Raw genomic sequence first — 24,479 nt, 5'->3', positions numbered from 1 at the left:
TGACATTATGAAAGCGCTTATCTCATGGTTCAGTGGTTGGAGCATGTTGGCCAAACATTTTCTTTTTTTGTCACTAGGGACACTGGTTTTGCTAGGGGGACTTGCCTGGATCAACTTGCGCGAAGCAGAGGATTTGTTTCGGAAGCAAGTCGTTTCGGATGCCCAAATTATTATTGATCGAACAAATCTCTATATGAATGCCTATTTGGACAATGTGCAAAACATTCTTTTACTCATCTCTACCCGTGAAGATTTACTAAATGAAGGCATGGAGAAGGAAGCTTCGGAGAATTTGCGTGCCTATGCGAAAATGAACAGTACGCTATATAAGTCGCTCTATTTGGTTCGTGAAGATGGCAATATCATCTCGAACTCTCAAACCACTTTTGATATTATCGGAAATCCGCAAATCCCCATGTTGCTTACAAAAGCCAAAGAAACCTACGGAATGTTCATTTCCGAACCGTATCAATCCTCCATGTCGGGAAAAACAGTCGCCTTCGTTCTGCCAATCCAATCTTCTTCGACGAAGTCATTTAAAGGAATGGCTGTCGTGGAAATCGATCTCGTTCAGTTAACGAGTTTGATTGCTCAATTTATGAATACGAAAAATCAAACATTCTCGATCATTACTAATAAAAGGAACGTTGTTCATGCCTTCGATGCTAGTCTTCCTCTAAGTTCCTATCGATTGCTTCCGTACAATACGAGTGTTTTTCCGCCAGAACTAAATGCAGGTTTCGTTGACCAAATAGCGGAGCTTCCACTTGGCGCGTCAGAGATTCAAGGAGCAGAAGGTGACTTAGTCGCTGTAAAATCAGGAATGAACAAGCTCGGTTGGTATTTTGTCGCCTTCTATGAGAATAGTTTTTTCTATCATAATATTAGCAGTCTCTACCGTACGTTCAGTACGGCGGGAGTTTTTTGGATTTTCCTTGTATTGGTCAGTACGTATATGATAAGTCGCTACATTACATTGCCCGTGCGTACTTTAGTTGCAAAGATGGACCGGGTTCGTGATATGGAGGTGCTTCACACCATTCATGTGACTGGGAATGACGAGATTGGCCGGATGGCGCGCAGTTATAACGCTATGATGGAGCGTATTCATCATTTGCTGCATGAGACGAAGGAAGCAGAACGGCGGAAGAAGCAGTTTGAGCTGAAAATGCTCCAGAGCCAAATTGCCCCGCACTTTCTCTACAACACCCTCGCCTGCATTAGCTCTTTGGCTAAACAGCACAAAATCAACGAAGTTCGAGAAGCGATCAAGACGCTTGTAGGCTTATTGTCGTTCAGCTTTGATAAAACCACTGAGTTCGTTACCTTAAACGATGAGCTAGAAGGGCTGAGAATGTATGCATACATTCAGAAAGTACGTTATGGCGATAAATTCACAATGGAAATAGAAGCTGCACCTGAAACGCAATCGAAAACGATTCTGAAATTAACCTTGCAGCCACTTGTAGAAAATGCCATTTTCCATGGACTCGTCCCGTTAAAGCGCACGGGAACCATTCGAATTCGGACAAAATGCCTCAAAGATAAACTGATTATTACAGTCAGAGACAACGGGCTGGGCATGGATTCCGAGCAGTTGGACGGTTTATTTGCGGAGAGGCACAAAGCACCGAGCAAACACAGGTTTACCGGAATCGGAATTATGAATGTTCATGAGAGAATTGGACTTCATTTTGGCCCCGAATACGGCCTGACTATCTTCTCTATTCCGGAGGTTGGTACGTTAATCCGCATCGAGCTTCCATCTGTAGAACATACAGAGAAACCAAAATAAAACGTTTGCAAGAATTCGGACATTTTCGCAGGATCACTGTATATTTTCCAAAGAAAGCGCTTGCTATACTAAACGTAACCCGTTGGAAGCGAGTACAGAGATGGAAAAGAGGTGTCCTTATGGATCAGCAAATCATGATTGAACAGCAAACAAAGGCGGGGAACAAGGTAAAGGAATCCAGGTTTAAACTATCTGCTAGGCAGGTTTGGGCCTTCCGTGCATTTTACCTCATGCTGTTGCCCGGTGTTGCTTACTACATTATATTCCGCTACATTCCCATGTACGGTGTAATCATTGCGTTTAAAGATTTTCAAATATTGGATGGCATTCTCGGCAGTGGTTGGGCGGATCCATGGTACAAACATTTTCAAACGTTTTTTAATTCTCCGTATTTCGGACAGCTCATGGTTAACACCTTCGTTATTAGCATTTATAAGCTGCTGTTCGGTATGGCTCCACCAATCATTATGGCGTTGCTTCTCAATGAATGCAGGCTTCGTTGGTTCAGAACTGTTGTCCAGACGCTAACGTACATGCCGCACTTCTTATCTTGGGTCATTATTTATGGGATCCTAATGGCGCTTCTATCGCAAAACTCCGGAATCGTCAATCGCTGGATCGAAGATGCTGGCGGACAATCTATCGGATTCATGACATCGATTGATTACTTCCGTACGATTCTGGTAAGTTCGGAAGTTTGGAAAGATCTAGGCTGGGGGGCCATTATCTACTTGGCTGCAATGACAGCAATTGATCCGACCTTGTACGAGGCAGCCCGAGTTGATGGTGCAAGCCGTCTTCGGATGATTTGGCACATTACGCTTCCAGGCATTCGAAATGTCATTGTGCTTCTACTCATTTTGAAGCTGGGACATATTATGGATGCCGGTTTTGATCAAATCTATATTCTTTATAACATTCAAGTGTATCAAGTTGCAGATATATTGGATACCTGGGTATTCCGAACAGGACTGCAGCAGCTTAACTTCAGCCTGGGGGCTGCCGTCGGTTTGTTCAAATCCGTGATCGGGCTCGTTCTGGTCCTTGGTTCCAATCAATTATCTAAGAAGTGGGGTGAGGGCATATGGTAAGAGGCTGGGAAGACCGGATCGTGAATACGATCGTCATTATCATTCTCGGGCTTGCTGCGCTAGCGGCAATTCTACCGCTGATGTATGTAATCGCCGTATCCATTACTCCATTCTCTGAGGTACTGAAAAACGGAGGCTTCATCCTCATTCCGAAATCCGTCACCTTTAGTGCGTATCACAAGCTTTTCACCGAAACGAATATACCAAAGGCTTTCTGGGTGACGATCTTCATCACCGTTGTAGGTACGCTGGTAAACCTGATATTGACATCCCTAATGGCTTATCCACTAAGTCGCCGCAATCTGCCAGGCAGAAGCTTGTTCCTTCTCATGGTCGTCTTTACAATGTTGTTCAGCGGGGGGCTCATTCCAACTTATTTAGTTGTAAAGTCTCTAGGGCTCTTGGATTCTGTTTGGTCTATGATATTACCAAATGCGATTTGGAGTTTTAATATCCTGATTATGAAAAGTTTTTTTGAAAGCCTTCCTGAAGAGTTGTTTGAATCCGCACGGATGGATGGCGCAAAGGAATTCCGGATTTTATGGCAAATCGTATTGCCGCTCTCAATGCCATCTATGCTCACAATTGGTTTGTTTTATATGGTCGGCCATTGGAATGAATTTTTCCAAGCGATTATGTATGTGACAGACCGCAGTTTATTTCCTTTGCAAGTCGTTATTCGTGAAATTCTCATGCTTACCCAGCAACCGCTGGAAAATGCTGAAAATATGCTGCCCACTGAAACGATGCAAATGGCATCTGTTGTCGCTGCAAGCTTACCCATTATTCTTGTATATCCGTTTATCCAAAAGCATTTCACCAAAGGCATGCTTATGGGCTCTGTCAAGGGTTGACCCCGTATGCCAGATGATCAGGACTGCAGCCTGAGATTCAGGTAACGGCGACATATTGAAACATCATTAACTTTGAAAGAAAGAAGGGGTATCTATGAAAAGGAAATTGCTCGTACCTATGCTTCTCGCTATGACTTTCACCGGTGGAACACTAATTGCCGGCTGCGGTGGAGCACCTGCTGCAGATAAACCCGCTGACAAACCAGCGGAGAGCACCAAAGCGGTTACTAGCTCAAAACCAGTTAAGCTTGATATCATTGAAACCGGCAGCGGTCTTCCTTCTCCAGATCAAGACATTATTAAGCAAGAGATAGATAAGGTGTTGAACACAGATCTCAATTTAACCGTATATGCATCAGGCGATGATTATAAAAATCAGTTGAATGTACGTATGTCTTCTGCAAACTTCCCGGACTTGTTCGCTGTAGACCGCCAGCAACTAAAACAATTCACAGATCAAGGCCTTCTTCTTGACCTGACGCCTTATTTAGACAAACTGAAGCCAACCAAAGACTTTATTGGCGAGGACAGCTTGAAGAAAGGGATGCTAGGCGGTAAAACGTATGCAATTTCGAAGTCACCGCAGGTTCCCTACAATACGTATTGGATTCGTCAGGATTGGTTGGATAAGTTGAACCTGAAGGTTCCTACCACACCGGATGAATTGCTCGAAGTGGCCAAAGCATTTACAGAGAAGGATCCGGACGGCAATGGAAAGAAAGATACGTATGGTCTCACAGGCGGTAAAGCGGGTGCATTTGATACCGTTTTCGGAGCCTTTGGCGTTGGTCAAGACGGTGGTACACCGAGCATCTATGTTAGAGATAATAAAATGGTGAACGCGCTGTATGATCCTGGAATGAAGGATGCGCTTGCTTTTGTTCAGAAAATGATTGCTTCTGGCTCTGTGGATCCTGAGCTTTTGGCCAATACAGGCCTCCAGCATCAACAAAAGGCGATTAAAGGGCAAGCCGGTATCGTTTATCTGGATTGGCCGAATATGACGAAGGACCAATTCGTTGAACAGATGAAAGCGGTTAATCCGAATGCCAAATGGGTGCAGGTCGATGCGTTGAAAGGTCCAGGCGGCAAATATGCAAGCGTCTACGACATTGGGAAGTCAGCAGCTATGTATGCGATTCCGAAGTCGCTTGAAAAAAATCCGGAGAAGCTGCAAAAGGTCATCGAATTGCTTAATTATGTTTCATCGAAAGATGGTTCTTTGCTGGTACAATACGGCGTGAAGGGCAGGCACTACAATCTCGAAGGAACTAAAGTGGTTCCGACCGATCTGATGGGCAAAGAAGGTGGTTACTTCTGGTTGTATCAATTCGCAGGACGGCCGGAAATGGAGTATTTGACAGTGAAATTCGGTCCGCAGGCCAAATTTATGGAATTTGCAAGTAAACAGCCGCATATCGATGGATTGGCAGGTTTTGTTGACATGCCAACCGGCTATAATGCCGCAGACGCGAGCCGTTACATTGAAGAGGAGTTTTCCAAATTCCTGTATGGCAAACGTCCGCTCAGCGAGTATGACAGCTTCCTCAAAACATTGGAAAGTTCCATGAATTATAAAGCGTATTTGGATGCAGCGGAGAAAAGGATTAAAGAACTTGGCTACTTGAAGTAAAATGGTGAGGAAAGGAAGGAGAGGGTGCTTCCTCCTTCCTTTACCACTATTATTTACTCGTGTAAATTTAAAGTTATCCTATAAAAAGGAGCGAATCACTATGACTACAAATAATCTGAACATACCTGCCTTAATTCAACAATTTAATGAGGACGGTTATTTAATTTTACCTGGCATTTTATCGGAAGAAAAGGTCAATCGGTTGAATGCCGCCATTGATAGGATCGTTGCCGAGGAGCCAGAATCCTTAGCCCATAACATTTATAACAGTGTGGAGCGTGACGGTGAAATTGCTTCACTGATCGACGAGCCTTCTCTGCTCCCGCTAATGGTCAATCTGCTGGGTTTTAACATTCAACTGCATATCTCGCATTTGACCATTCGGAAACCGAATCCGAACGATGTGAAAACCGAATCACACAGTTTCATTAACTGGCATCAAGACGGACCGCATCCGCAGTTCCCCCAACAAAACGGCATCACCTCTACGTATTACATCAAAACGTGCTACATTCTAAGCGACATGTCACAGCCGGACCGCGGCAATACGAAAGTCATACCAGGTTCTCATAATAAGCCGTTTCATCCCGGGAGCCAGGACGTGAATGGTCAAGTGGTTGGCGAAGTGCAAGTCTGTGGTAAACCTGGGGATGTATTTATTTTCCCGCAAAACCTATGGCATGCTGGGGCGCCTAACCGCTCTGAGTTTACACGCAGACAATTGTTTCTAGGCTATAGTCCGATCTGGATGAGGCCGATCGATTACCGCAACGCTTCTGACCGGTTGTTGGAAAATGCATCACCGCAACGTAAGCAGCTATTGGGCGTTATTGACAAAGATCCATTTAAATACTACGTTCCACAGGAATCCATGGTACCTTTGAAGGCGCTATACGTGCAGGATGCTGGGGAAAGTGTCTATAAGTAAGCTCAGCAGGGTGAAACATAGGATTAGTAGAATAGATGTTGCTAGGCGTTCTCTCTATTAGAGGGGACCCTTTTTGCAGAATGCGGACAGTTTAAGTGTATTGATATGTCCAGGGTTTCCGCCTATAGCGGCTTATCCGGCTGAACCCACATATCCCCGGCCCAAGTATGAATATGGTACCACCGTTCACCTTGCGGATCGGTCCATCGTTCGAATGCATCTACGGTTTGAGCCGATAGCACCCCGAAGGATGGGAAAGGCATTGTTGGAAACAGATAGAGCCTGACGTCCTTCAATAGAGTAAGCCGTTCATTGATTGCTTCAGCCCCTACAGGCTCAGCAAAATCAGGCTGAATCCAAAAAGTACTGCCATCCTGAGACCGAACATGGTAGATGCCATTCTGTGTTTTTTCCAAGGCAAATACTTTCTGTGGAGGAATCATCTTAACATCCGAGGGACGTTGCAGACGATTCGATGTATCATAGTCCTCCATGTACAAGGTTGCGGTCGGCAGATCCACCTCCTGATTCACAATCTCCATATCTAGTAACATTTGAGGTTGAGAGACAACCCACATATCTCCTAGCCAAGAAGTCTCAATGCGATAAGAGTTGGTTAAGTAGGATGCAGGTGATTCAAATATGGCATTCGCATGAACCGTTTGCGGGGCGAGTACAGCATCCGTTCTCGTCGATAAAGATGGTTGCGTATACAGATAGGAGTCCCAGAGCAGTGCAATGTTCGTATCAAGCGGCTTGAGGATGCCAATTTTGTCATAATCCAGGTGCATCCAGAGATCACCAGCCCAGGTGGTCTTAATTTTAATCCATACCTTTTCCCCGCGCTGTTTGGTGTACCAAGCTTGCTCTGCATCAACCGTGGTCACATTTTGAGGAGTGAGTGCGGCAAATGGTTTGCGCGATTCGTCTGTTGTGGAGTAGAGCGGCGTCTCCTCGAGTAAGGTGATGACCGGTGGGACTTTAGGCGGAATAAATTCTCTTTGCGGTGGTGGCGCAGCATTTGCCTGCAAATTGCTAATAACATTGAACAACATCATGACAAAGACAAGGGCAATGACATGCCTGATTCGTGTTTTGAATTTCATATACTGTTTTCACCTCAATTTCCTAATGTTGTAAATATAGACTTGGTAAAAAGCTAAATTGTTGCAAGCGTATCGAATCTTTTCGTAATTGAAAAGAAAAAGCCAGTCCCCGAAGGACTGACTTTCAATTATTCATATACGTCTGTAGCTGCGTGGGAGTCGGCCCGTATTGTTAATAAAACCAATCTGAGCAGCCGTCAGGCGCTGTTTCGTAGAAATGAACGATGACTACCAATTCGTGTTTAGATGTAGAAACTACAGCTAATTTGCTCGAACTCGACGTATTTTCATGATTTAATGGAAAAAGTCCATCTAATTTGTATGAAACTTGAAGGGACGTGGGAATTGGAGAAATATAGCTACAGGAAATACAGTTAATCTTTCAAATTCGAGAAATCCACTTCAAATAGATGGAGAAAATCCAGTTAGATGGTCGAAGCAAGCTTATTACTCATCGGTTATTACCTGAAAAAGAGTCTGTCTCAAAAAGTCTAAATTGACTTTGAGACAGACTCTTTGTATATAATCCTACTTGGAGAAACTGTAGTCTACTTCACATCATACCCCTTCGCGATGGATGGCTCGATCCATCGCTTTTCAGTATGCTCCCGGCGTAGAATGACGACGCGTTTGGGGTAGACGTCGACGACGAGGCTCTGGCTAAGCGACTTCGTCTCGGGCTCGTTCTGGGCGCTCCATACCTCACGGATGGAGGCGCTCGAAGCAGCAAGAAACTTCAGCTGCTTCACTTGGTTGGTCGTTTCAACGTTCCAGTGGGTGTGCCCACTGAACAAAATGACGTTCGGGTGCGCGTCAAGTATCGCGCGCAGTTCCTGGTGCTGGACGACGCCCAGCTCCAGGTCCGTGCCATCCAGCGTGCGCGGCAGCGGCTGGTGGAGGAACACGAACACGGGCTTGCCGGCATCCGCCGAGCCCGCGGCCGTGAGCCGCTCGCGCAGCCAGCTGAGCTGCGCGGGAGAGAGATACGCATCCTCGTTGATGGATGCGTCCACGTCCCTGTACGCTTCCCCGCTAAGGAACAGGAAGCGATAGCCCTCCACGACAAGCTCGTGATACGGCTTGTCATACCCCATCATGCGGTCGAATAACGCGACCGCATTCGCACTCGACCACGAAGAATTCATCTTCGTGTAATCCATCGTGCCATCCGGCTTGCGCCACACGCCGTAGTAATCGTGGTTGCCCATGGTCGCCTGCACAGGGGCATGGGGCTGGCGGCTAAGCAGCGTCAGCAAACTGCGATAATCGCTCTCACTGCCATTCGTGAGATCACCGTTCAGGACAAGCAGCTTGCTGTCAGGACGCAGCTCATGGTGATCTGCGAGCGCTTGCCGCAGAAGCCGCTGGGAAGCTGAGTCCGACGATAGGATATGAACGTCGCTCATCACCGAGAAGGAAAACAACGGTGCGGCGGTTTGTGGCTCATCTTGTGCAGTAGTTGTTTGTGGCTCATCTTTTGCAGTAGTAGTTTGTGGCTCATCTTGTGCAGCAGCGGTTTGCGGCTCATCTTGTGCATCTGCAGTTTGCGACGCCACTTGCACAGCAGCATGCTGTGACGCGCGAGTAGACTTTATGCTTTCTCCAACAGGGTTAATCAACGCTAACCCCAACAAAACCACGAAACTACTCCGTATGATAGATAGAAACATAGAGAACCTACCTTTCTATTAAGTATGTAGTGATACGCTTGCTCTATGTCTCTCTTTAACCATCTCTATCTCTCTTTAACCAACTCTTGTCCTTTTCTTTACCTCGTCAGGCTCCCAGCCCACGCCCTATTGGTATTCCCCTCTAAGGCAACTATTTAACTACCCAATTTTTGTAACTCGCTTGACATGGAACTTGTTTGGTTGTATGGTTAATTACATGAGTAACTAACCAAAGTAGTAACGAAAGCGGTGGTGAGAATTGTGGGATTTATGATGGATGATAGCCGCCCGATTTTTGTGCAAATCGCAGAACAGATTGAAGATGACATTATCGAATCACGCATGCTGGAAGAATCGCAGGTTCCTTCTACGAATCAATTTGCAGCCTTTTATCAGATCAATCCGGCAACGGCAGCGAAGGGTGTTAACCTGCTAGTGGACCAAGGGATTTTATACAAGAAGCGTGGAATTGGCATGTTTGTAGCGGAGGGAGCGAGGGCTAAGCTAATGGAGAAGCGGAAAGAACTCTTTTATGAGCAATATGTTGTGACGATGGTGAAAGAAGCTGAGAAACTGGGCATAACGGTAGAGCAATTGACGGAAATGGTGCGGAGAGGGGAGAAATCCTAATGATGAACGTTGTTGAGGTAAAAGGACTGACGAAAGCCTATGGCCAAGTTAAGGCTGTTGACGGGGTCAGCTTTACGGTAGAAGCGAACAAAATCTATGGCTTGCTCGGCAGAAATGGCGCAGGCAAAACAACCATCATGCATATGATCTCCGCCCAGCAGTTCGCGACAAGCGGTGAGCTTAAGGTGTTTGGCGAAGAGCCTTTTGAGAATAGTCGTGTGCTGAATCAGATTTGTTTTATCAAAGAGAGCCAGAAATATCCGGATACTTTCCGAATTATTGACGTGCTGGCGGTTGCCAAAACGTTATACCCGAACTGGGATGATGCGTATGCCAACGCGTTAATTGAAGATTTCCGACTTCCGATCAAAAGGAAAATTAAAAAGCTTTCCAGAGGGATGCTCTCCTCCGTGGGGATTGTGGTTGGGCTCGCTAGCCGTGCACCATTGACAATCTTCGATGAGCCATATCTGGGCTTGGATGCTGTAGCACGCGTACTTTTCTATGATCGCTTGCTGCAAGATTACGCAGAGTATCCACGGACCGTCATCCTCTCTACGCATTTGATTGACGAGGTAAGTCGTTTACTGGAGCATGTGCTTGTGATCGATAATGGTAAGTTGATTCTTAATGAAGATGCCGATGCATTACGCGGCCGTGCTTGTACGGTTTCGGGTTTGAAATCAGCGGTAGATGCGTTCACACGGGGGAAAGAGGTGTTGGAGCGCAACGCAATTGGTTCTGCTGGAACAGCAACGATCATCGGTGCCCTCTCGACGCAGGATCGGGCATATGCCGAAGAGTTAGAACTCGAATTTGCTCCAGTATCAATTCAGCAATTGATCGTTCATCTGACACGCACGCAAGTCGCGGGAAAGGGGTCTGAATCACTATGAACCGAGTTAAGCAAGTCGTCATGCTCCATCTGAGGAACAAGAACACATGGTTTATGGTTCCATGGGCCATCCTTGGCGCTAATTTTCTAATCAATGCTTTAATTGCTCTCTCACTTAATAATGGTGAAACCATCAATACAGGCGCGGTTGCTTCTATCTTCGTATATGCATTTGTAGCAGGTACGCTGACGATTAAAGAAACGTTCCCGTTCGCCATTGGTCTTAGTATTCGGAGAAAAGATTATTTCTTAGGTACAGCCTTGACTGTCCTTTTGGTAAATAGCATTTCGGGGATTGCCCTAACCATACTTTCGGCCATTGAACAAGCAACAGACGGGTGGAACGTGAATTTACATCTGTTTAAAATAGGTTTTCTGAGCAATCTGCCGTACATTGGTATACTGGGGTTTAATATCCTCCTATTGGTACACTGCTTTTTCCTCGGGTTTGCTATTTCTAGCTTGCATCGCCGTTTTGGCAGCATGTCCATGTACATCTTTTTTACAGCGACGCTGCTAATTGGGACGATTGGTTCTTATACGATGACGCATTTCGAGCTATGGAGCGATTTTGGCCATTGGGTAGCTGATAATTACATGGATTTGTTCTGGTATATGATCCCGTTGGTCGTTATCTATTCGCTCATTTCCTATGGGTTGCTGCGCAAAGCAGCTGTATAAATACAAACAAAAACGAGCTACAGAAGAGTTCTTCTGATGGCTCGTTTTTTGTTATTTGTGTATGAGATTAAGCTGTAATTTTCGCAATGTAGTCATCCAATTGCTTGAAGGTTCCGCCAAATCCTTCTTCCATAGAACCTTTCATCGAAGCGAAGAACTGAATTTCTTCTTCCGTGGCGTTGATCGGGCCGCCGCTCATGACGATGATCGTTTTGCCATCTTCTTCGGTGAACGTTAATTTATTTAAGATTTCAAGCGGGAAAATAGGGCTGAACGGTGCACGAATTACGTTACCTTCCGTGTCTGCGAAAGAGGTCACATAGGAAAGCTTCTCCGGTGCAACAACCTCTTGATACGCGAATCTGCCAAACATTTCAAAACCTTCCGGTGACTTCATTCCGTAGTGGAAAAGGCCCCCTGGGCGAACATCCAGTGATACGACCGTCAACTCCATACCCGTTGGCCCCCACCATGCAGCTAAGTGTTCAGGCTCTGTCCATACTTTATAAACAAGCTCGCGCGGTGCGTTAACGATACGTGTAATCACCAATTCTGTACCTTCATGATTCATTTCAAATGTGTTCTGTTGTGTCATGTCTATTCCTCCATTATTTAAAATCGTTTACGCTAGCTTGATCGCGATTTATTTCGAATCAGCTGGCTTGATTTCCTTAGCTTGCAGAGCCTCTATATAGGCTTCCATGCGATCAAATCGGGTTTCCCACAGGCGCCGGAAGGAACCTAGCCAGTTTTCGATGTCCTGAAGGGACTGCGGCCGCAGTTTATAGACCCTTCGATTCGCTATTGGCTGTACCTCTACGAGCCCTGCTTCACTAAGTACACGCAGATGCTTGGAAACTTGCGGCTGACTAAGGCCGAGCCGATCGACGATCTCCCCTACAGTTAGGGGGCCGTCTCTTAAAAGCTCAACCATGTGCAAGCGATGTGGTTCGGCAAGAGCACTGAATATCGTATTCATGTATTGAATATAACTCAAATGGAATATTCCTGTCAAGGCATATAAAGATGGGGAATTTTATCATCTGGACTCATCTTTTTGCAATCGGATATCTTCTAGAGGTTTACTATCGTGAACAGAATAAGGTGGAAATATACAAGACAACTTTTATGGTTCTCTCTTATTGTTTCTATGTATCTAGCATTAATTTCATAGTAAAGGTATAGAATGTTTACTTTTAGCCGAGTCTAGTAGCTATAACTCTATTAACTTTTTTAGGAGGAGCTATAGCTATGATGTTTCGTAAAATATGTATATCGACCTTATCCTTAATTGTGTTGCTTGGTTTGTGGTTCATGCAATCGAAGGTGTATTCGTATCCGTCGAGCTTTGAAGATATGTCCATGTCACCAGTCTATGTGGCCTCTTCGAATGAAAGCTCGGATTCTTCGATAGCTGAAACTCCAGCCGCTGCAGTCGAGCAAGCTGCGACAACGTACAAAGTAAGCCGAGGAGATACCCTTTTCAAAATAGCAAAAAGCTTTGAAATCGCCGTCGATGATCTCATTGCTGCCAATTCAATTTCGAATCCAAACCAATTAACGATCGGGCAAAGTCTGACAATCCCGCTTGTCGCTGTAGCCTCTACATCATCGGATGGACAGCCGAAAATTATCAAAAAAGTAATTAATACAACGTTAACCGCATACACTGCGGGTTTTGAATCGACAGGCAAAAAAGCCTCTCATCCTACATACGGCATCACTTATAGCGGTATCAAAGCCAAGGAAGGGCGCACGATTGCTGTAGATCCCGCCGTCATTCCTTTAGGATCCACGGTGTTCATCGAAGGCATTGGCATCCGGAAAGCGGAAGATATCGGATCGGCGATTCGCGGCTCTCGAATTGATGTCTTCATGAATGATTTGGGCCAAGCACAGGAGTTTGGTGTGAAAAAGAACGTGAAGGTGTACGTGCTAGATAGGGAAACCGTGTAGCAGTTACTATGAAGATAGGAAAGACCGACGTCATTGACGTCGGTCTTTCTTTCATTTTCAAGCATATATCTTTGGCTTATTAGTCGGTAAGAGTATGCAGATCCAACCAACCCAGTAAATCAGAAAGGAATTGCTCTCGTCCTAAGTCATCAAAAGGACGATGAAGCATCCTATCGTAAGCGTAGCTCTTTTTATCTTGCGAACCCACCAAGTGCAGGAATTGCTGAAGTTTCGCGGGGGGAGTCAATTTATCTTCTAAGCCATATTGCAGGAGAAGGGGGAGTTGAAACAATTGTGCTTGATTCAAGATTCTTGGAATGGCTTGGCTTAGTCCAAGGCCTAAACCTGGCGTTACGGTACTATGACGCAAAGGATCTGATTGCAGCTTCGCCGCCATGTCGGGATCTTGTGTTAATCCATCGACACTGCCTGATTTTTGAATGGTGAGTTGTGGTCTTATTTTCCCCAGAAGTTTAATGAGCCAGCTCTCAAAGGTCGTCATTTCATACGAAATCGCGGGAGCTACCAAAACGAGTCCACTAATCCCCGTGCCCCGATCGAGCACATAGTCCGCACTAATCACGCCACCCATACTGTGACCAATGATAAAGATAGGCAATTCAGGATTTTCAGATAGGACGAGTTCTCTAAATAGATGCAGATCTCCTTTGTATTCATCCCATGAACGTATAAATCCACGAATACCGGGGCTTCGCCCATGACCGCGCGAATCAGCCGAATAGACGATATACCCCCCCTGTACGAGTGCGTTACACATATTGACTAAACCACCGCTGTGGTCGCCGTGTCCATGGACAGCAATAATGGCGCCTTTGACTGGTACTTCTGATGGAGTGGCTCTTCTATAGAAAAGTCCAACCCCACCAATTCCCTGAAAAGTTCCCTCCGAGATGTTCACAAGAGAATCCTCCTTACGCAATAAAGCGAGATAGTTCAAACTAGCCCTTATTTTACCATACTTCCAAAATGGCACTCACGATAATTTTAGCCATGCCATCAAGGGGAATGCCTGTCTATCATAGGTCGTAGACCCACCCCGACTAAGGTCTAGGAGTAAATACCGTCCACGGTCCGTTTTGGAAAGCCGCGATTTTACCTAGAATAAAGACATGAAGAAGACGACGACAAAGGGCGAAAGGCGGTGACGAAACGATGAAAAGAAATACAGGATTTGCCGCTCTGCTAATCGCATTCGGCGCACTGATTTTATTCAATAAGCTAGGTTTTCACTTAGGAGACTTTATTGGCTCGGTGATGGGATTTGTAATTCCCCTCATTATGGTTGGACTGGGGTACCTAGGGATTAAGAACGATAAGAAAATAGGATGGGTAATTGCCGGAATCGGGATTATCATTCTAGTAAGTAAGCTAGCAGGTTGGATCATTATCCTTCTGGCAATCGGATTAATCGGATATGGATTTTCCATGTTGAAAGGAAGAACGGCTTAACGTAAGCAGTAAGAGAATCGAATACAGAGTGTGAAAAAGGTGGAGTGAAGATGAGCCTATTTAGGCGGATGAGAGATATAACCGTGGCAACTTTGAATGAACATTTAGAGAAGTCGGAAGATCCGGTACGCTTGATTGACCAATACTTAGCGGCCCAACGTGAGCAGCTTGTGCAGTCAGAAAGATTGTATCAGCAATGCGTAAGTCATGCAGCATCACTTCGGCAGCAATATTTAACCGCATTAGAGACGAAAGAAAAGCGCGAGCATCAAGCGCTGCTGGCTTTGAAGGCTGGCGAAGAGCACATGGCACGAATCGTGCTGCAAGAGAAGTTGCAAGCGGAAGAGAAAAGCGTGCAATATCATGATCTTTATGAGCAGGCGAAGCAGTCCATCCTTGAGCTTGATGAGGAGCTGCAACAACTGAAGGCGGATTACAAAGAAGTCGCAGACAAACGAAGCTACTACTTGGCTCGTATGGAGTCCGCTCGTTTGCAGCAGCGCATGCATGCTCGCAGCAGTGTCACACAAGATGGGGCACCGCGGATGTTCGGCCGATTGGAAGAGCGCGTATCCGATATGGAGCTGCACGCCAGGACGCTTCGCGACGTAAGGAAGATGGGTCGCGAAAGCTACTACAGTGGGGGGAACCCAGCTGTAGATGCGGAAATGGAAGCACTTCGCAATAGACTGAAACAGGAGGGAACACAGGATCATGAACAAACTATACCGCTCACGAAGAGATAAGAAATTAACGGGCCTATGCGGGGGACTTGCAGAAGCCATGAATGTAGATGTCACACTATTACGTTTACTAGTCGTGATCACCACGTTTTTTACCGGAGGCACCGTCATTTTCGTCTACTTTGTAGCGGCGATTGTCATTCCGAAGGAACCTGGGTTTGATCAGCCCCCATTTGATCCCTATGCAGGCTCGTATGGTCGTCAAAACTATCCAGGGGGAGCATGGAATCATCATAAATCCCATAACCACCACCAAGCGCCACAACCGACTAGCAAGTATGCTTCATATGAAGCTAGCCAACCAACGAACAACATCGATGAGATGATGAAAGACATTGAGAAGAAAGCTTTGCAAAGAGAAGTAGACGAACTAAGAGCCAAAGTCGCTCGTTTTGAAAAACAAACATTGGATAGTAAAAAAGGAGACGTGTAAACCATGGGTGTATTCACAAGAATGAAAGATATGACGAAAGCTTCAATTCACGAGGTATTAGATAAAATTGAGGATCCAATCGTAATGTTGAACCAATATCTGCGCGATATGGAGCAAGAAATTGCCCAAGCGGAAGTAACGGTTGCTCGCCAAATCGCAAGTGAGCGCAAGCTGAAGCAGCGCCTTGAAGAGTCCGTTCGCCTAGTAGCTGATCGTGAAGCGAAAGCTTCTGCTGCCATCAAAAACGGCCAAGAAGCGATTGCTCGTCAAGCTGTTGAAGAAAAACTGTACCACGAAGATAAAATTGTTGAGTACTCAGATCTTCACGCTTCTGCGAAAGCACATGCCGATGAGTTGACTCAGCAATTGCACGAGATGAAAGATGAATTCTACAAAATGCGCAACAAACGCAACGAGCTTGTATCCCGTGCTCAATTAGCGAAAGCAAAGAAACAAATGGCGCAAGTATCCTACAACGGTGTGATCGAAAGCGGCAACGCATCCCGCGGCTTCCAGCGCATGGAAGAGAAGATCATTCAGCTTGAAGTTGAAGCTGAGATCGCTCGCAAGCCATACGTACCCGCTGGTGGGGTTGGCAGCTACACGCCGATCGACACAGCGAAGCAGGCTAAAGTAGATGAGCAGTTGAACCTGCTCAAAGAGAAATTGAACGGTCCAGCTGCTGAGTAGCAGCTTGGGTAGTGAAGTGCGGAAGCCCCTCCTGGTGAGGGGCTTTTTGCTGTGTTTGGGGGTGGTGCGGAACTCCTCAACACCAACAGCACGCCCTCACACCAAATGCCAATAACCCCTCCAGCCAGGCAAAGAACACTAGTCAATTAACAAGCGATCTCTACCAGTTAGTCCGCCTACCTGCGACCCATTGGATAAATCCAGTAGAATGCTCTCTCAAGTGGCTCAAAAGTGGATTAGATTGGACAAATCCACTCAAAATTCAAAAATAGCCCCTTTTTAACACCAAAACAGGTTATCCCACTGGATTTATCCAATGCAGGGATGAAATCTCCGCTTATTTTACTCATCCCATTGGATTTGTGTAATGGAGCTCGCCGTTCGGCGCCCAGCGCACGATGAGCCTGTCTCTCCCACCATGCGCAGACTGGTCTCGGAGTCAGCGCACGACGTCCTGTGCCCCACACTTAGCTCGAACCCCATGCTCGAATCAGAAGATTTTCAACGTTTTTGAAGAGATTTATCCACTCTCATTCCAACTTCTGGAAGGTAGAATGAACTCATGAACAAGGGACATGACGAACTGGGGTAAGAGGTGAGATCGACGATGAGTGAGGAAGTTTTGCTCAGGATGGAAGGGATTGAGAAGCATTTTCCTGGTGTTCATGCGCTGCATCAGTGTCAGTTGGCGTTAGCTGCTGGTGAGGTGCACGCGCTAGTCGGTGAGAATGGGGCAGGGAAATCAACGTTGATGAAAATTGTCACGGGTGTGTACCAGAAAGACGAAGGCCGCATCTTGGTGAAGGGCAAGGAAGTGAATATCCCCCATACCAGAGCAGCGCAGCAACTGGGTATTTCGATGATTCACCAAGAGTTGAACCTGATGCCGGATTTGACGATAGCACAGAACATCTTCATCGGCCGCGAGCCGAGGCACAGCATCAAGCTATTCGTCGATGAGCGCAAGTTGAACGAGCAAGCGCAACTGCTCCTGGATCAGATGAACCTACAGCTAGATCCGCGAACGCTGGTTGCGGATTTGACGGTCGCGAAGCAGCAGATGGTGGAGATAGCGAAGGCGCTATCCTTTCAATCCGAGGTGCTGATCATGGATGAGCCGACAGCGGCGCTAACGCACGCGGAAATAGAGGAGCTGTTCCGCATCATCAACCAGCTGCGCGCAAGAGGCGTAGGTATCGTCTATATCTCGCATCGGATGGAAGAGTTGAAACGCATCAGCGACCGCATCACCGTCATGCGTGACGGCCGCTACATCGATACGGTGCAGACGCAGACGACATCCATCGATCAGATTATCGCGATGATGGTAGGGCGCGAGCTCTACGTCAGCCCGAATCAACAAACGACGACCGCCTCTAAGGCGAAGGTGCTGGAGGTTTCCAAGCTAAACCGCGGCTCGGCGGTGAAGGATGTGTCCTTCCATCTGGCCAAAGGCGAGATCCTCGGCTTCGCTGGCCTTATGGGAGCGGGGCGCACGGAGGTGGCGCGGGCGGTTTTTGGCGCAGACGCCATCGATTCTGGCGACATCCGCATCCACGGACAGCAGGTCCGTATTCAAGCGCCGCATGACGCGGTGAGGCACGGTATCGGCTACTTGTCCGAGGACCGCAAGCGCTACGGACTCATGGTGGACATGGATGTGAAAATGAACATCGCCGTGGCCTCCTACCGAAAAGCGCGGCGACTTGGCTGGATGCGTGACGGTGTTATCGCTCAAACAGCTAAACACTATGTGGAAGCGCTTCAAATCAAAACGCCGACCATCCACCAGCAGGTGAAATTCCTATCTGGCGGTAACCAACAGAAGGTCGTTATCGGCAAATGGCTGCACCGCAACTGCGATATTCTCATCTTCGATGAACCGACGCGGGGGATTGATGTTGGAGCCAAAACCGAGATTTACAAGCTGCTCGATGATCTCGCTGCACAGGGGAAATCGATCATTATGATCTCCTCGGAGCTGCCAGAAATATTACGTATGAGTCATCGCATCATGGTCATGTGCGAAGGTCGCATTACCGGTGAACTCACGCAGCAAGAAGCGACACAGGAAGCCATTATGAATTTCGCCACGATGCAGATCAGTTAGGAGGAGCCCGATGTCAACACGATTAGCACATGCCTACAAGAAAACCATTCCCACCTTGTCCAAACAAAGCGGGGCTACACAGAAGCTACTGGCGTTCGCCAGCTTGATCATGCTCGTACTTATTTTTTCCATATCATCGAGCAACTTTTTCCAATTCGATAACCTAGTCGCGATCATGCTTTCAACCGCCGTTATTGGCGTTCTAGCCTTGGGCTCTACGTTCGTAATCATTACGTCCGGCATCGACTTGGCCGTGGGAACGGTCATGACCTTCTCCGCCGTGATGGCCGGTGTAATCATCACAACATGGCAGCTGCCTATGCCACTCGGTATCCTCGGAGGCATTCTCGCCGGAGCAATCTGCGGTCTCATTAGCGGGCTGCTCGTAGCCAAAATGAAAATTCCGCCCTTCATCGCGACACTCGCCATGATGATGGTGACAAAGGGCTTATCACTAGTTATTTCAGGTGCGAAGCCGATTTATTTTAACGACACACCCGCATTTACGAAGATTTCAATGGGCTCGATCATCAGTGGCATTCCGAACGCGATTCTGATCTTCTTCGGGGCCGCGATTGTGGCCAGCATTATTTTGACCAAAACGATCATCGGCCGTTACAACTTTGCCTTAGGGAGCAATGAAGAATCTACTAGACTCTCCGGTGTTAACGTGGACTACTGGAAAATCGTGATTTACACACTGACAGGTGTGTTCAGCGGAATTGCCGGTATTATGATGGCCTCCAGGCTCAACTCTGCACAGCCCGCACTCGGATCCGGCTATGAGTTGGAAGCGATTGCAGCTGTTGTTATTGGAGGAACGTCCCTCAGCGGGGGCAAGGGCTCCATCCTTGGAACGGTCATCGGGGCGCTGATCATGAGCGTGTTGACGAATGGACTGCGGATTTTATCTGTGAAGCAAGAGTGGCAGACCGTCATCGTAGGTATCGTGATTGTGTTGGCAGTTTACGCAGATATGATGCGTCGTCGCAAGAAATAACCTTGGTATTTACTCCATTAGGAGTCATATACAAACCAAACCAAATTAGGAATAAGGGGCGATCAACCGTGCAAAAACGGACTAAGAAATTGGCGTTAACGTCATCGTTAATCTTGCTATCCGCTATCGTTTTGAGTGCATGTGGTTCCACTTCTACGAAAACAGCAACATCAACAGCAGGAACAACGACAACAACTGTGAAGTCAGATAAGATCTACATTCCTGTCATTTCCAAGGGCTTCCAGCATCAGTTCTGGCAAGCGGTGAAGCAAGGTGCTGAGAAAGCAGCGAAGGAATTCAACGTGGAGATTACGTTTGAAGGTCCTGAGACGGAGACGCAAGTGGATAAACAAATCGAAATGCTGCAAGCGGCACTGGGCAAAAAGCCTGCGGCTATCGCTTTCGCTGCACTTGACAGCAAAGCAGCATCACCGCTGCTAGAGAAAGCGAAAGCGGGCAAAATCCCGATTATCGGCTTTGACTCCGGTGTCGATAGCGACATTCCGGTAACGACAGCCGCTACGGATAATAAAGCCGCTGCTTCACTCGCTGCTGATAAAATGGCTTCACTTATTGGGAACGAGGGCGAGATTGCGTTAGTTGTCCATGACCAAACGAGCCGCACAGGTGTTGATCGCCGAGATGGCTTCGTGAACCAGATTAAAGCGAAATACCCGAATATCAAAATTGTAGATACACAATACAGTGGTGATCCGCTGAAAGCAACAGACTTGTCCAAAGCGATCATCCAAGCTCACCCGAATATCAAAGGGATTTTCGGTTCTAACGAAGGTGCGGCCATTGGGGTTATTAACGGGATAACAGAAAGTAAAAAAGACGGCAAAATCGTCGTTATCGGCTTCGACTCTGGTAAACAACAAATGGATGCGATCMGCAGCGGTAAAATGGCTGGAGCGATTACGCAAGATCCAATCGGCATCGGCTATTGGTCCGTGAAAGCGGCTGTACAAGCGATTAAAGGCGAAACCGTCCCGAAAAATATCGACACAGGCTTCCACTGGTATGACAAAACAAACATTGATGCTGCGGATATCAAGCCGCTATTATACGAATAAAAACTTCTAGTAAAAAGCATCGTTCACGTTAACATGGTGAATGATGCTTTTTTGTCTGCGTAGTTAAGCGCTCGGGTGATGATTGTTGATTCATACTTGTTAAAGTGTAGAATTAAATTTAAAATCTGACAGAGATCCATACATCGTTCAATTTAAAAGTGGGAAGCTATGTATAGTCCACAAAGGAGTAAGCCATGGAGACGTATTGCAAGGTGTTAATTGTTGATGATGAGATGCTGGTGCGTCAAGGAATCAGACATCTTCTCGACTGGGAAAGCGAAGGCTTTCAAATTGTCGGCGAGGCATCGAACGGTAAGGATGCCCTTGATATGGTGAAACAACTCGAACCCAACATGATCCTGACGGATATCGTTATGCCGGTCATGAGTGGGGAGGAATTGGTCCGAGTTGTGAAAGGTTTATATCCGGAGATTGAGATTGTGGTTCTCAGCAGCTACGGTGAATTTGAGTATGTACGCTCCACGTTTCAGAGTGGTGTAGCAGATTATTTATTAAAGCCCAAATTAGATGCGAAGTCGCTGCTAGCCGTCTTAAAAAAGACGGTAGAGGGGATGCCAGCCTTTCGACACATGGACTTTACGAATGAAAAAGGACAGTCCATTGACTATGTGCTGGACAGGCTGATTTCCGGCTATGCCATGGAGGTTGATAGTGCGGAGATAAAGACCCTTTTCCCGTATCCATGTTTCGTTCTACTCGTTGTAGATAGGCAAGATAGCTCATCCGCGATGAAACGTAACGAGGAATGGATCGAAGCCTTTCTGAAAGGTATGGTTCAGGATGTTAAGGAACCGTGCATCATTCATCGCCTTTCACATCAAGACAGTCATATCCGGTTTTTGCTAAATATAGAGCATGCTGGCCGAATGGAGGTCATTCATATGGCCGAGCAATTAGTACAATCCAGCGTAATGGCGGGTTTATCCTTTTATGGGGCACTTAGCAAGAATTTTACGCAAATTACAGAACTTCATGATGTGTATACGCATGATATTCTCAAAGTGTTGGATCACCGTTTCTTTCTGTCGGATCAACAACTGTTCTTTGCTGACGAACTGTTGGAGCATGAAGGGAATGGCGATACGTTTGATTCGGAGGCGTTTACTGCGGAGCTGAATCGTCAAGATTTTCAACAAGCTTTTGGGCGTCTCAGCCATTATGTAGACACCATGCCTGACAGGCTGGATACGGATATGTTTGAGTTTAAGTCTTTTTTAGGTCACAGCCTATTCAATATTATTGTTTCTTTACTGCATTTTCACTACGAGGCTAGAACGCTGGATGATGCGAAGTATGAGTATTTCCGTGCCATTCATGAGGCCAAACATATTGGGGAAGTGCGTTCTCTTTTGGCCAAATTCCTGAATGAGGCGACAGATTGTGTGACAGGAAACAAAACAAATTCTCCAGGCATACAGAAGATTTTATTGTATCTGGATGAGCACTTCACTGAACCTCTCACGCTGACAGAAGTAGCCAAACAATTTCATTTCAACCCATCGTATCTATCCAATTATTTTACCATTCATAATAAAGAAGGATTTAATGAGTATTTGAATCGTATTCGGATTGAACGTGCATGCGAATTATTAAGGGATAATGCGCAAATTTCGATTTCGGAAATCAGCAGTCTTGTTGGATACTCGGATCACAGTTACTTCACGAAAGTGTTTCGGAAGTTGATGGGGACTTCACCTAGCCACTATCGAAAAAAATAAAGAAGGGAATCATCAAACCTATGGGGGCGTGGCTCAAACGGATCTCTGATCTAAGTTTATTTAGTAAATTATTTCTTGTCATGGTGCTTAGCATGATTACGGTTACGGTGGCGACTTCTTGGGTTACCGTGCAAATGTCGGAGAAACTTTTTGTGCAGACATTCAGTATCACGAATTCAAAAATCATCGAGCAAATTAAAAGCGGTCTGGATTCCATTCATTATTCGAATGTCAATATAGTCATTAACACCGCGCAAAGTGGTGCGATTAAACGTTTTCTGACAGAAGGGGATGTTGATTCGGTAACCAACTCCAAAGTAACCTTCGACATGAGCGAGCAGATGAAGCGAATCCAGTCGGGTATTGGAGCCAAGAACATTGGGATGATCATTTCAGGTATTAATGGCAAAAGCTTTAAGAGCGACCGGACTTATTGGTCCGGTTCTTCGGCGGATTTAGGGCGAAATCCGATTACACAAGAGTCGCGGAACCAGCCAGGACGTCTGTTGTACAGTTATTTAGGTGAAGGAACTCCGGGTTCTGGGGATCAAGGCCTTGTTGCCGTCAAAACGCTAACTGATTCTGGCAGTAAAGAAGGGTATGGGACGCTTTATATCTTCCTGAAAGAAAACGATTTAAGATCCATTTATGCTAGCTTTACAAGTGCTGGGAATGATGTGATGATCTTGGATCGTCAAGGTCTAATCATTTCTAGCAACCGAGCGGAGTTGATCGGAACAACATCGAAATCGCTTTTAGAGAGCGCACAGAGGATTCAGCAGCAGGGTCTGGCTAAGGATGAAATAAGGATGTCCGGTAAGGATGTCATGGTATTGGCTGGCGATTTGCCATTGTACGACTTTTACATCATGAATGTCATTGATAAGGATGCAGCCCTTGGTCAAATGCTCAACAGGAAAGCGATTTTCTTCATTGTTGCGGGGATCGTGGCTTTGGCTGTGCTCGTTGTGTATGTGATCACGCGGAGGTTGACGCTCTCGCTAAGAAAGCTCGTTAAGAAAATGTCGACGGTGACGAAAGAGAATTTTCACAATTATATGGCGGTTACGGGCACCTATGAGACAAGGGAGCTTAGTCGCTCCTTCAATTTTATGCTCGACGAGTTGAACGACTATATCAGTCAACTTGTTGATACGCAGAAGGAGCAGCGTAAAGCAGAATTGGCTGCGTTGCAGCAGCAGATTAATCCGCATTTTTTATATAATACACTGGCTTCCGTTAACATCCTCGTTCAGCGAGGGAGCCAAGAGACCGCCACGCAAACGATTCATGCGCTCATTTCTCTCCTGCAGAATACGATCAGCAATGTCAAAGAAACGATTCCCGTTGTGCAAGAGTTGGTGAACTTAAAGCATTATGTGTTCATTAATCAGATTCGTTATGGTCAAGGGATTAAGGTCGATTACTTTGTTTCACCAGACTGCTTGCCTGCGCAAGTGCCTAATTTGATGCTGCAACCTTTTATCGAGAATGCTTTTTTTCATGCTTTTAATAAGAAGGGTACCGGATATATTTACGTCATCATCACGAAAGAGAGAGATACGCTGCACTGTGAAGTGGTTGACAATGGGGATGGCATGGAACTTTCGGACAAAGCGGACGAGATACCGAATCCCACAAGTGCGAGGCAATTGTTCACAGGGATTGGTATTCGTAATGTTCATGATCGCCTGGTTCTTTTGTACGGTGAAGAGTATGGGGTTACGATAACAAGCACATTGGGACAGGGAACGAAAATATCTATTAATCTTCCATGGCGTACAGATCAGTACACGTAGAAGTATAAAAAACTAAAATAAATACAAAATATAAAAATAATACAAATGAGCAAGTAAGGATGGGATTACAGATACAATAAAAACGCTAATTTCAGCAAATTTCGTTCTAACAAGACAAATTGCCCAAATGATATTATTTATAAGTAAGCACTTACAAAATTAAATCATCCAGGGGGATCA

The 24,479-nt window shown here is 46.2% G+C and carries 23 protein-coding genes; 18 read left to right on the top strand and 5 right to left on the bottom strand.

What is annotated here, in order from left to right:
- Nucleotides 1–7: 7 nt before the first annotated feature.
- The 5 genes from AB4114_RS24610 (at nucleotide 8) to AB4114_RS24590 (ending at nucleotide 6,301) form a co-directional block, all read left to right on the top strand.
- Nucleotides 8–1,795 carry a sensor histidine kinase gene (locus AB4114_RS24610; protein ID WP_441990815.1) on the top strand — a complete coding sequence of 596 codons (1,788 nt, stop codon included), beginning with the start codon at nucleotides 8–10 and terminating at the stop codon, nucleotides 1,793–1,795.
- A 230-nt stretch (nucleotides 1,796–2,025) separates the two neighbouring features.
- Nucleotides 2,026–2,886: an ABC transporter permease gene (locus tag AB4114_RS24605; protein ID WP_235549681.1), complete on the top strand. Its 861-nt coding sequence runs from the start codon at nucleotides 2,026–2,028 to the stop codon at nucleotides 2,884–2,886.
- On the top strand, nucleotides 2,880–3,740 hold the full coding sequence (locus tag AB4114_RS24600; protein WP_441990814.1) for a carbohydrate ABC transporter permease: 861 nt from the start codon (nucleotides 2,880–2,882) through the stop codon (nucleotides 3,738–3,740). Before AB4114_RS24605 ends, AB4114_RS24600 begins: the two co-directional genes overlap by 7 nt.
- A 94-nt stretch (nucleotides 3,741–3,834) precedes the next feature.
- Complete coding sequence (locus AB4114_RS24595) at nucleotides 3,835–5,373, top strand: extracellular solute-binding protein (RefSeq protein ID WP_441990813.1); 1,539 nt, start codon at nucleotides 3,835–3,837, stop codon at nucleotides 5,371–5,373.
- Between the two features lie 100 nt (nucleotides 5,374–5,473).
- Complete coding sequence (locus AB4114_RS24590; RefSeq protein ID WP_441990812.1) at nucleotides 5,474–6,301, top strand: phytanoyl-CoA dioxygenase family protein; 828 nt, start codon at nucleotides 5,474–5,476, stop codon at nucleotides 6,299–6,301.
- Between the two features lie 122 nt (nucleotides 6,302–6,423).
- Here the strand turns inward: AB4114_RS24590 and AB4114_RS24585 are convergent, their stop codons facing one another.
- Together AB4114_RS24585 and AB4114_RS24580 are read right to left on the bottom strand one after the other, a co-directional pair.
- Nucleotides 6,424–7,407, bottom strand: a complete 984-nt coding sequence (locus tag AB4114_RS24585; RefSeq protein ID WP_441990811.1) for a hypothetical protein — start codon at nucleotides 7,405–7,407, stop codon at nucleotides 6,424–6,426.
- A 548-nt stretch (nucleotides 7,408–7,955) separates the two neighbouring features.
- Nucleotides 7,956–9,077 carry a metallophosphoesterase family protein gene (locus AB4114_RS24580; RefSeq protein ID WP_441990810.1) on the bottom strand — a complete coding sequence of 374 codons (1,122 nt, stop codon included), beginning with the start codon at nucleotides 9,075–9,077 and terminating at the stop codon, nucleotides 7,956–7,958.
- A 261-nt stretch (nucleotides 9,078–9,338) separates the two neighbouring features.
- Here AB4114_RS24580 and AB4114_RS24575 point away from each other — a divergent pair, with 261 nt between their 5' ends.
- The 3 genes from AB4114_RS24575 to AB4114_RS24565 are packed head-to-tail and all read left to right on the top strand — an operon-like array spanning nucleotide 9,339 to nucleotide 11,283.
- Nucleotides 9,339–9,707, top strand: a complete 369-nt coding sequence (locus AB4114_RS24575; protein ID WP_171632822.1) for a GntR family transcriptional regulator — start codon at nucleotides 9,339–9,341, stop codon at nucleotides 9,705–9,707.
- Nucleotides 9,707–10,603: an ABC transporter ATP-binding protein gene (locus AB4114_RS24570; protein ID WP_441990809.1), complete on the top strand. Its 897-nt coding sequence runs from the start codon at nucleotides 9,707–9,709 to the stop codon at nucleotides 10,601–10,603. Before AB4114_RS24575 ends, AB4114_RS24570 begins: the two co-directional genes overlap by 1 nt.
- Nucleotides 10,600–11,283, top strand: a complete 684-nt coding sequence (locus AB4114_RS24565) for a hypothetical protein (RefSeq protein WP_441990808.1) — start codon at nucleotides 10,600–10,602, stop codon at nucleotides 11,281–11,283. The genes AB4114_RS24570 and AB4114_RS24565 overlap by 4 nt, the downstream gene beginning before the upstream one ends.
- 67 nt (nucleotides 11,284–11,350) lie before the next feature.
- Here AB4114_RS24565 and AB4114_RS24560 read toward each other — a convergent pair whose 3' ends face one another.
- Both AB4114_RS24560 and AB4114_RS24555 read right to left on the bottom strand, forming a co-directional pair.
- Nucleotides 11,351–11,878, bottom strand: coding sequence for an SRPBCC family protein (locus AB4114_RS24560; protein WP_441990807.1), 528 nt, complete (start codon nucleotides 11,876–11,878; stop codon nucleotides 11,351–11,353).
- Nucleotides 11,879–11,926: 48 nt separating this feature from the next.
- Nucleotides 11,927–12,262 (bottom strand): ArsR/SmtB family transcription factor, encoded by a 336-nt coding sequence (locus AB4114_RS24555; protein ID WP_441990825.1) that lies wholly within the window; start codon nucleotides 12,260–12,262, stop codon nucleotides 11,927–11,929.
- 272 nt (nucleotides 12,263–12,534) lie between these two features.
- Here AB4114_RS24555 and AB4114_RS24550 point away from each other — a divergent pair, with 272 nt between their 5' ends.
- Entirely contained in the window at nucleotides 12,535–13,239 is a 705-nt protein-coding gene (locus AB4114_RS24550) for a 3D domain-containing protein (RefSeq protein WP_441990806.1), read from the top strand.
- A 79-nt stretch (nucleotides 13,240–13,318) separates the two neighbouring features.
- Here the strand turns inward: AB4114_RS24550 and AB4114_RS24545 are convergent, their stop codons facing one another.
- On the bottom strand, nucleotides 13,319–14,158 hold the full coding sequence (locus tag AB4114_RS24545; RefSeq protein ID WP_441990805.1) for an alpha/beta hydrolase: 840 nt from the start codon (nucleotides 14,156–14,158) through the stop codon (nucleotides 13,319–13,321).
- 254 nt (nucleotides 14,159–14,412) lie between these two features.
- Here AB4114_RS24545 and AB4114_RS24540 point away from each other — a divergent pair, with 254 nt between their 5' ends.
- The 9 genes from AB4114_RS24540 to AB4114_RS24500 all read left to right on the top strand — a co-directional run bounded on the left by AB4114_RS24540 (nucleotide 14,413) and on the right by AB4114_RS24500 (nucleotide 24,299).
- Nucleotides 14,413–14,709 carry a LiaF transmembrane domain-containing protein gene (locus tag AB4114_RS24540; protein ID WP_441990804.1) on the top strand — a complete coding sequence of 99 codons (297 nt, stop codon included), beginning with the start codon at nucleotides 14,413–14,415 and terminating at the stop codon, nucleotides 14,707–14,709.
- A gap of 50 nt (nucleotides 14,710–14,759) precedes the next feature.
- Nucleotides 14,760–15,455: a PspA/IM30 family protein gene (locus tag AB4114_RS24535; protein WP_171632813.1), complete on the top strand. Its 696-nt coding sequence runs from the start codon at nucleotides 14,760–14,762 to the stop codon at nucleotides 15,453–15,455.
- Nucleotides 15,424–15,885 carry a PspC domain-containing protein gene (locus AB4114_RS24530; RefSeq protein WP_441990803.1) on the top strand — a complete coding sequence of 154 codons (462 nt, stop codon included), beginning with the start codon at nucleotides 15,424–15,426 and terminating at the stop codon, nucleotides 15,883–15,885. The genes AB4114_RS24535 and AB4114_RS24530 overlap by 32 nt, the downstream gene beginning before the upstream one ends.
- Before the next feature lie 3 nt (nucleotides 15,886–15,888).
- A complete protein-coding gene (locus AB4114_RS24525; RefSeq protein ID WP_441990802.1) occupies nucleotides 15,889–16,575 on the top strand; it encodes a PspA/IM30 family protein in 687 nt (228 codons plus the stop codon).
- A 607-nt stretch (nucleotides 16,576–17,182) separates the two neighbouring features.
- Complete coding sequence (locus AB4114_RS24520) at nucleotides 17,183–18,685, top strand: sugar ABC transporter ATP-binding protein (protein ID WP_441990801.1); 1,503 nt, start codon at nucleotides 17,183–17,185, stop codon at nucleotides 18,683–18,685.
- A 10-nt stretch (nucleotides 18,686–18,695) separates the two neighbouring features.
- The gene (locus AB4114_RS24515; protein ID WP_441990800.1) at nucleotides 18,696–19,685 is read left to right on the top strand and encodes an ABC transporter permease; all 990 of its coding nucleotides are present in this window, start codon (nucleotides 18,696–18,698) and stop codon (nucleotides 19,683–19,685) included.
- 68 nt (nucleotides 19,686–19,753) lie between these two features.
- Nucleotides 19,754–20,761, top strand: coding sequence for an ABC transporter substrate-binding protein (locus AB4114_RS24510; RefSeq protein WP_441990799.1), 1,008 nt, complete (start codon nucleotides 19,754–19,756; stop codon nucleotides 20,759–20,761).
- Between the two features lie 194 nt (nucleotides 20,762–20,955).
- Nucleotides 20,956–22,500 (top strand): response regulator transcription factor, encoded by a 1,545-nt coding sequence (locus AB4114_RS24505; protein WP_441990798.1) that lies wholly within the window; start codon nucleotides 20,956–20,958, stop codon nucleotides 22,498–22,500.
- Nucleotides 22,501–22,520: 20 nt separating this feature from the next.
- Entirely contained in the window at nucleotides 22,521–24,299 is a 1,779-nt protein-coding gene (locus AB4114_RS24500) for a sensor histidine kinase (protein ID WP_441990797.1), read from the top strand.
- Nucleotides 24,300–24,479 lie beyond the last annotated feature (180 nt).

Source organism: Paenibacillus sp. 2RAB27, assembly GCF_052115445.1.
GTDB lineage: Bacteria > Bacillota > Bacilli > Paenibacillales > NBRC-103111 > Paenibacillus_E.
The sequence above is the reverse complement of the archived record's forward strand: the minus strand, read 5'-3'. Positions and strand labels throughout refer to the sequence as shown.

Excerpts from the sequence above, each read along its gene's own strand:
- AB4114_RS24530 (WP_441990803.1), top strand. The coding sequence starts at position 15,424 with ATGAACAAACTATACCGCTCACGAAGAGATAAGAAATTAACGGGCCTA.
- AB4114_RS24505 (WP_441990798.1), top strand. The coding sequence starts at position 20,956 with ATGGAGACGTATTGCAAGGTGTTAATTGTTGATGATGAGATGCTGGTG.
- AB4114_RS24500 (WP_441990797.1), top strand. The coding sequence starts at position 22,521 with ATGGGGGCGTGGCTCAAACGGATCTCTGATCTAAGTTTATTTAGTAAA.
- AB4114_RS24515 (WP_441990800.1), top strand. The coding sequence starts at position 18,696 with ATGTCAACACGATTAGCACATGCCTACAAGAAAACCATTCCCACCTTG.
- AB4114_RS24580 (WP_441990810.1), bottom strand. The coding sequence starts at position 9,077 with ATGTTTCTATCTATCATACGGAGTAGTTTCGTGGTTTTGTTGGGGTTA.
- AB4114_RS24610 (WP_441990815.1), top strand. The coding sequence starts at position 8 with ATGAAAGCGCTTATCTCATGGTTCAGTGGTTGGAGCATGTTGGCCAAA.
- AB4114_RS24595 (WP_441990813.1), top strand. The coding sequence starts at position 3,835 with ATGAAAAGGAAATTGCTCGTACCTATGCTTCTCGCTATGACTTTCACC.
- AB4114_RS24525 (WP_441990802.1), top strand. The coding sequence starts at position 15,889 with ATGGGTGTATTCACAAGAATGAAAGATATGACGAAAGCTTCAATTCAC.
- AB4114_RS24555 (WP_441990825.1), bottom strand. The coding sequence starts at position 12,262 with ATGAATACGATATTCAGTGCTCTTGCCGAACCACATCGCTTGCACATG.
- AB4114_RS24560 (WP_441990807.1), bottom strand. The coding sequence starts at position 11,878 with ATGACACAACAGAACACATTTGAAATGAATCATGAAGGTACAGAATTG.
- AB4114_RS24535 (WP_171632813.1), top strand. The coding sequence starts at position 14,760 with ATGAGCCTATTTAGGCGGATGAGAGATATAACCGTGGCAACTTTGAAT.
- AB4114_RS24550 (WP_441990806.1), top strand. The coding sequence starts at position 12,535 with ATGATGTTTCGTAAAATATGTATATCGACCTTATCCTTAATTGTGTTG.
- AB4114_RS24540 (WP_441990804.1), top strand. The coding sequence starts at position 14,413 with ATGAAAAGAAATACAGGATTTGCCGCTCTGCTAATCGCATTCGGCGCA.
- AB4114_RS24520 (WP_441990801.1), top strand. The coding sequence starts at position 17,183 with ATGAGTGAGGAAGTTTTGCTCAGGATGGAAGGGATTGAGAAGCATTTT.
- AB4114_RS24565 (WP_441990808.1), top strand. The coding sequence starts at position 10,600 with ATGAACCGAGTTAAGCAAGTCGTCATGCTCCATCTGAGGAACAAGAAC.
- AB4114_RS24570 (WP_441990809.1), top strand. The coding sequence starts at position 9,707 with ATGATGAACGTTGTTGAGGTAAAAGGACTGACGAAAGCCTATGGCCAA.
- AB4114_RS24600 (WP_441990814.1), top strand. The coding sequence starts at position 2,880 with ATGGTAAGAGGCTGGGAAGACCGGATCGTGAATACGATCGTCATTATC.
- AB4114_RS24585 (WP_441990811.1), bottom strand. The coding sequence starts at position 7,407 with ATGAAATTCAAAACACGAATCAGGCATGTCATTGCCCTTGTCTTTGTC.
- AB4114_RS24590 (WP_441990812.1), top strand. The coding sequence starts at position 5,474 with ATGACTACAAATAATCTGAACATACCTGCCTTAATTCAACAATTTAAT.
- AB4114_RS24605 (WP_235549681.1), top strand. The coding sequence starts at position 2,026 with ATGCTGTTGCCCGGTGTTGCTTACTACATTATATTCCGCTACATTCCC.